4 protein-coding genes and 1 pseudogene are annotated in these 4,993 nt (G+C 39.9%); 1 reads left to right on the plus strand and 4 read right to left on the minus strand.

Annotated features, from left to right (window positions below):
* Window positions 1–302: 302 nt before the first annotated feature.
* The 4 genes from CK510_RS26080 to CK510_RS26095 all read right to left on the minus strand — a co-directional run bounded on the left by CK510_RS26080 (window position 303) and on the right by CK510_RS26095 (window position 3,687).
* A complete protein-coding gene (locus CK510_RS26080; RefSeq protein ID WP_245912441.1) occupies window positions 303–746 on the minus strand; it encodes a type II toxin-antitoxin system VapC family toxin in 444 nt (147 codons plus the stop codon).
* Window positions 715–954, minus strand: a complete 240-nt coding sequence (locus CK510_RS26085; RefSeq protein WP_095724443.1) for a hypothetical protein — start codon at window positions 952–954, stop codon at window positions 715–717. Before CK510_RS26085 ends, CK510_RS26080 begins: the two co-directional genes overlap by 32 nt.
* Window positions 955–1,218: 264 nt before the next feature.
* Complete coding sequence (locus CK510_RS33050) at window positions 1,219–2,034, minus strand: lecithin retinol acyltransferase family protein (protein WP_095724444.1); 816 nt, start codon at window positions 2,032–2,034, stop codon at window positions 1,219–1,221.
* A 198-nt stretch (window positions 2,035–2,232) separates the two neighbouring features.
* Entirely contained in the window at window positions 2,233–3,687 is a 1,455-nt protein-coding gene (locus CK510_RS26095; RefSeq protein WP_095724445.1) for a site-specific integrase, read from the minus strand.
* Between the two features lie 115 nt (window positions 3,688–3,802).
* Between CK510_RS26095 and CK510_RS26100 the strand changes: the two are divergent.
* Window positions 3,803–4,735, plus strand: a pseudogene (locus CK510_RS26100) (nickel-dependent hydrogenase large subunit); the annotation flags it as partial.
* Window positions 4,736–4,993: the final 258 nt, after the last annotated feature.

A 4,993-nucleotide genomic window follows, 5' to 3' on the forward strand; every position in this document is an offset into this window, starting at 1 on the left:
TTTCTCATGTCTCTTGACCCTTTTTGTTAAATTTCCTTGATTTTACTGGCTTTACAGACTTCTGTCAGGCAGCCAGGTAACTTCTCTCCTGAAGTGAAGGACTTTCACCCTCATCCTGTGGTCAGTTATGAGATTTTCGGGTTTATTCCCACGTTCTCACCTAGAGCTATATGTTTCCATTTTTACTCTAGAACGAGTCGCACCAAGTCAGCGCTTACGCTATCGCAGTTAATCACAGTTAACGAAGCACAAGAAAATGGATATTGAGCGATTCCTGCGGAGCGCTTCGCTATCGCACTAGATCATAAAAATTTATTAAAGAGGTTATCGAACGGTTCTGTATTTTTCCAGCGATAGGTGTTGAAATCTCGATAATCGACCGATAAAATTTGACCATGACCTAATTCTTCTGCAAGGATAACGAGAGAGGAATCGGCTAAATCCATCGGTAAGTCTTTATATTTTTCCATCAGTTCTTCAATACGCTGGCAATGATGTTGTTTGAGATCAAAGATTTGTAACTTTCCTGTATAAATTTTATGAATAAAGATTTTTGGAGCATGTACTCCTACTCTTTTTTGTAATAGATAGCAAGTTTCCGTGACGACACACCAAGTTGTAATAAATTGCTGATTAGCTAAATCTTGAAATCGTTTTTTGGCGGATATATGAACTGCATCTTTTTTATTGGCAAGAGCTAACCAAAAGCCTGTATCAACTATGATCATATTTTTGGTTAAGTTCACGGTCTAAATAGTTTTTATGGTTTTTTGAGAGGTCTGTTTCAGCTTCTATGCAACCAATAAAGTCTGACCATTCTTGCAAGGAATTTTCTGAAGATTCGTGTTGATTCAGAAGGTAGCGTTTTTTCAGGACTTCTACGAGTTCCACTATGATTTGTTGTGCATCGGGAGGAAGAGACGCAATATCTTGTTGAATTGTATCTAAATTCATAATCTCATCTTGCTGTTTACCTGATTATAGTTTAGCGAAAAAGCGTATCGCAGAAATAATAAGCATCAAAAAGGTACATTTTTGAGCGTATTTTGACATCAGCGCAAGTGAACTTTTGTAGTTTAGCAGATCGCATTAATCCTGGAAGTATCTCAATTTCGTGATTGTAGCTGATATGCGATCGCATCGGAGATGGAAGATATTTAGCAGTTTGGAAATTGGTGGATAGTATGCGATCGCTTTAACAAACTAAAACCTAAGCCTCTATTTAGAAAACAACTTCCAAACTTGATAAGCTCCGTACCCAACTGCTGCCGCAGCCACTGCCGGAGCTGCTGCTGTAATAGCAACTCCCGCAGCCATCCCACCTCCAACAATTCCACCGACTGCTGCTAATCCAGAGGTAATTCCAGCAGCACTTAATCCAGCAACACTCCCACTAGCTGCAACTGCACCAACTGCACCAACTGTTGTCATATTTCTGCCAACTTCACGAGCCTTTCGCTCATCACTCGGTAGACTTTTCTTGTCCTCCAAAACTTTATTCATAGCTACTGTTGAAACCAATCCTGGTGCAGCCCCTAATACGCTAATTCCAGCAACGGCACCACCTCCAATAATTCCACCTATTGCAGCGAGACCAGACATGATACCAGCACCACTCAAGCCTGCTGCCGCGCCAGTCGCACTGACAACCCCAAGACCAGCTACTACTGCTGCTCCACTAACGGAAGCACCACCTGCTGTTGCACCAGCATTACTGACTTGTTCACTGTCACTTAAACCTGTTTTACACCATGTTGCAAAGTGTTCACAATTATTGAACAAAAGGCTGTACTTGCTTTCTCCTAAACGGCTTTTAGCCCGTTGAATGACTTTATCATCTGGGTAACACTGACCATAGAGTTTTACAAAATCTTGATTCTTCCCAGCGCGGAAAGTAGCGATAGAGACTTGAGCGATCTTTTCTCCATCATAGTGAATAACTGTTCCGTCCCCACAATCAATTCCATGATGATCATACCCATACCCAGTATGGAGAACGGTATGGAGAACGTAAATGTGATAGCCTCTTGCCATATATACTTCCAGCTTTGGTTTTCATGTTTTTTAGTTGAGTTAATTTTATTGCACAGAGAGTAAAGAAAGGTTCAGTAAATCTATTGAAAGCATGGGAACCAAAAATGAAAAGTGAGGTGCAGCTAACTATACTATCATGCGGAAAGTTTCTGCATAATCACCTGATTTTGTACGTAATTTCATCAACTTATCTAAAGTTCAACCATTCCTCTGAAATTTCAATTTTTCAACTTCCAACTTTAACCTCTCACTTTCCATCCGTAACGCTAATATTTCATTCTTCTGCAATTCAATTAAAGCCTTTTGACTAATTACCTCACCAAAAGCTTTTTTACGATTTTCAATCCCAAACCAACGCTGGTAAGTTTTCGTATGCTCGTCAACAGTGTGACCTAAATTGTCTGCTGCGGCTTTAATGGGTATTCCCTGAAGATGCGATCGAATCGCGCAAGCATGACGCAAATCGTAGGGTTGAAACTCAACCCCAACTTTTCTAAACCATCTGGATATATCTCTCCGCATCCAATTAATGTTTTGCACAGATGCAATTTTTGCAACCTTCTTATCTAAAATTTTTAATGGTTGAGGATTTTTTAAATCGAATAATTCGATCCATTCGGGAACAAAGGGGATAACTTCTCGATATCCAGTTTTGGTGTCTTTATGGACTTTCCAAGTATTATCGGCATTTTGTGGAGATATCCACCAATTAATATCTGGTTGGACAAATAGCTCTCTCGGTCGTAACCCAAAGGTTGCCAGCATTCCATATACCCAACGCCACATTTCCCAGGTGTCGATTTCATCGCAGATATTGGTATTCTTGCGGCTGATGGCGAATTTTTCAAATAGGTCAAATGAGTGAACGATTTTCTCGTTGTCGGGAATTTCTCGGAAGGCTGGAGTCACTTTATCTCGCGTGACATCAAGGTTAAATCCTAACTGAAAGGTTTTAATAAAAACAGAAGTTACTGCAATAAGTTCATTTTTTTTATTTCCCTGAAATGAATTAATGATTTCCTCAAAATTATTTTTTGTCGCTAATATTTTTAGAGGAAAGTTTCTTTTAATTACAGATGTATAGTTGGCAAAAGTGTTTTGACTTGTGATTGTATTCTGACGAGTTTTATAGTAACTTTCTGCAAATTTATCTAATAATTCCCCAATATTTTTTATCTCTTGTTCTTCTCTAGATTTAATTCCTAAATACTTCTCATTCCACTCGAAAGTGTGACGAGCTATCAACTTACCTAATTCATAACTTTCCTCAATTGCTGTTTTGAGTCCATCTAAATTTGCTGGTATCCCCAAAGACAAATCATACTGCTTTTTCTTTTTTCCTGAGCAATCATCTGGTTTTAACGGTAGGGTAGCTCGTAACTGGAGGGAATTGCCAGTTTGTTTGATGCTAACTCTAACTCTATCCCTTTTTAAATTAGCATTGGCTTCGATTAACTTCTGCTCAAAAACTTCCTGATAGTGTAATTCCGTCGCTTTAATTTTCGCCATTGTTCCTCTATAACTTCCATCTGTAGTGTTCGATGGTTCAAAATCCGCAAAAATATCGGTGAACAAGTGGCTTGGGTTTTCATTTGTATAGTCATGCGTAGATACGCGATCGCAATTATCCTGGTTGTGATTTTGCCCGCTCATTCCCTAAATATTCCCTTATTTATAAGCTGGAATGGTGAAATTATAATGTTAGTGAATAGCATTCAATACCAATCAACAAGTTACCCGCTAACCTTTTTAGCATATCACCAGTTGCCACAGCAGTTATATGGTGCCAGGTGGCGTAATGTGTGCCCCAACTTTGACTGATGTGACTCGCGCTTGGTCAATTTTGGAATATTTTCGGCGTAATTGGATTGAATCAGTATGGTTGGGGTGTTCTTTAGAACGCTATGAAGAGATTCAGACTTATGATGATTTCATGGTTTGGCTGAATGAAAAACCCGAACATTGGAACTCAGATTTGGGAATTTATTGGCGAATGGGTTTGGATATTGGACTCGATAAATTTGGTGCTGGTGTTGGTAAGTACGTTACTTGGGGATATTTGCCCCATGAGACAAAATATCAGAAACCAACCATTGCTGGACGAAATGCGGCGATGATTATGAAGAGTGGGGTATATGATGGTTTTACCGATACCCATACACCTATGGATGAAAGTTTCGTGCGGGAAAATATGACCCATTCGTGGTACGACGAAAGCCAAACCGATATTCATCCACGCGATCGCACCACTAAACCCAGTGTCAATAATACAAAAGACTTCAATAATGCCTACACTTGGTCAACTGCTGTATTGCACCAAAACTTAGGTAGACTTGAAGCTGGACCTCTTGCTCGTCAACTGGTTGCAGGTGGTACGCATGGGGAAGGTTGGCAGCATCATGATGGATTTATCCTTGATGCATTCAAGAAATTGGGTGGTGCTAGTGTTCATCTGCGACAACTAGGACGAATGCACGAAATTGTCAAGCTATACCGTCAAGCTGAACATTGTTTACGGGAATTTCGCCTCAGTGAAGAGTGGTATATTAAACCCGAAGAACGAGATGGACAAGGATGGGGGGCAACGGAAGCTTCACGGGGAGCGCTTTGTCACTGGATTAATGTTCAAGGTGGCAAAATTAAAAACTACCAAATTATTACCCCAGGAAATTGGAATATTGGACCCCGTGATAGCCAAGGGTCTTGCTTAATAGCACTATTAATAATAATAATAGGAAGTGCAAAGTCTAATTATGGAAATTAGGGTAAATTTTCGTAATCGTTTTTTTTGATTAAATCAATTAGATTTGTCGTTGTTCACAAGTTACGTCGCACATTATTTCGATCGCTCCCAACCTCCCATTAGTAAGGGGAGGTGCCACCAGGGCTATTTCATTCTAAAAAGTTGCTGAAGTGTGTCTAACCCAAAGGAACACAACCGTTGAGCTTGCGCCATATT

It is taken from the genome of Brunnivagina elsteri CCALA 953 (genome assembly GCF_002289455.1).
GTDB lineage: Bacteria > Cyanobacteriota > Cyanobacteriia > Cyanobacteriales > Nostocaceae > Brunnivagina > Brunnivagina elsteri.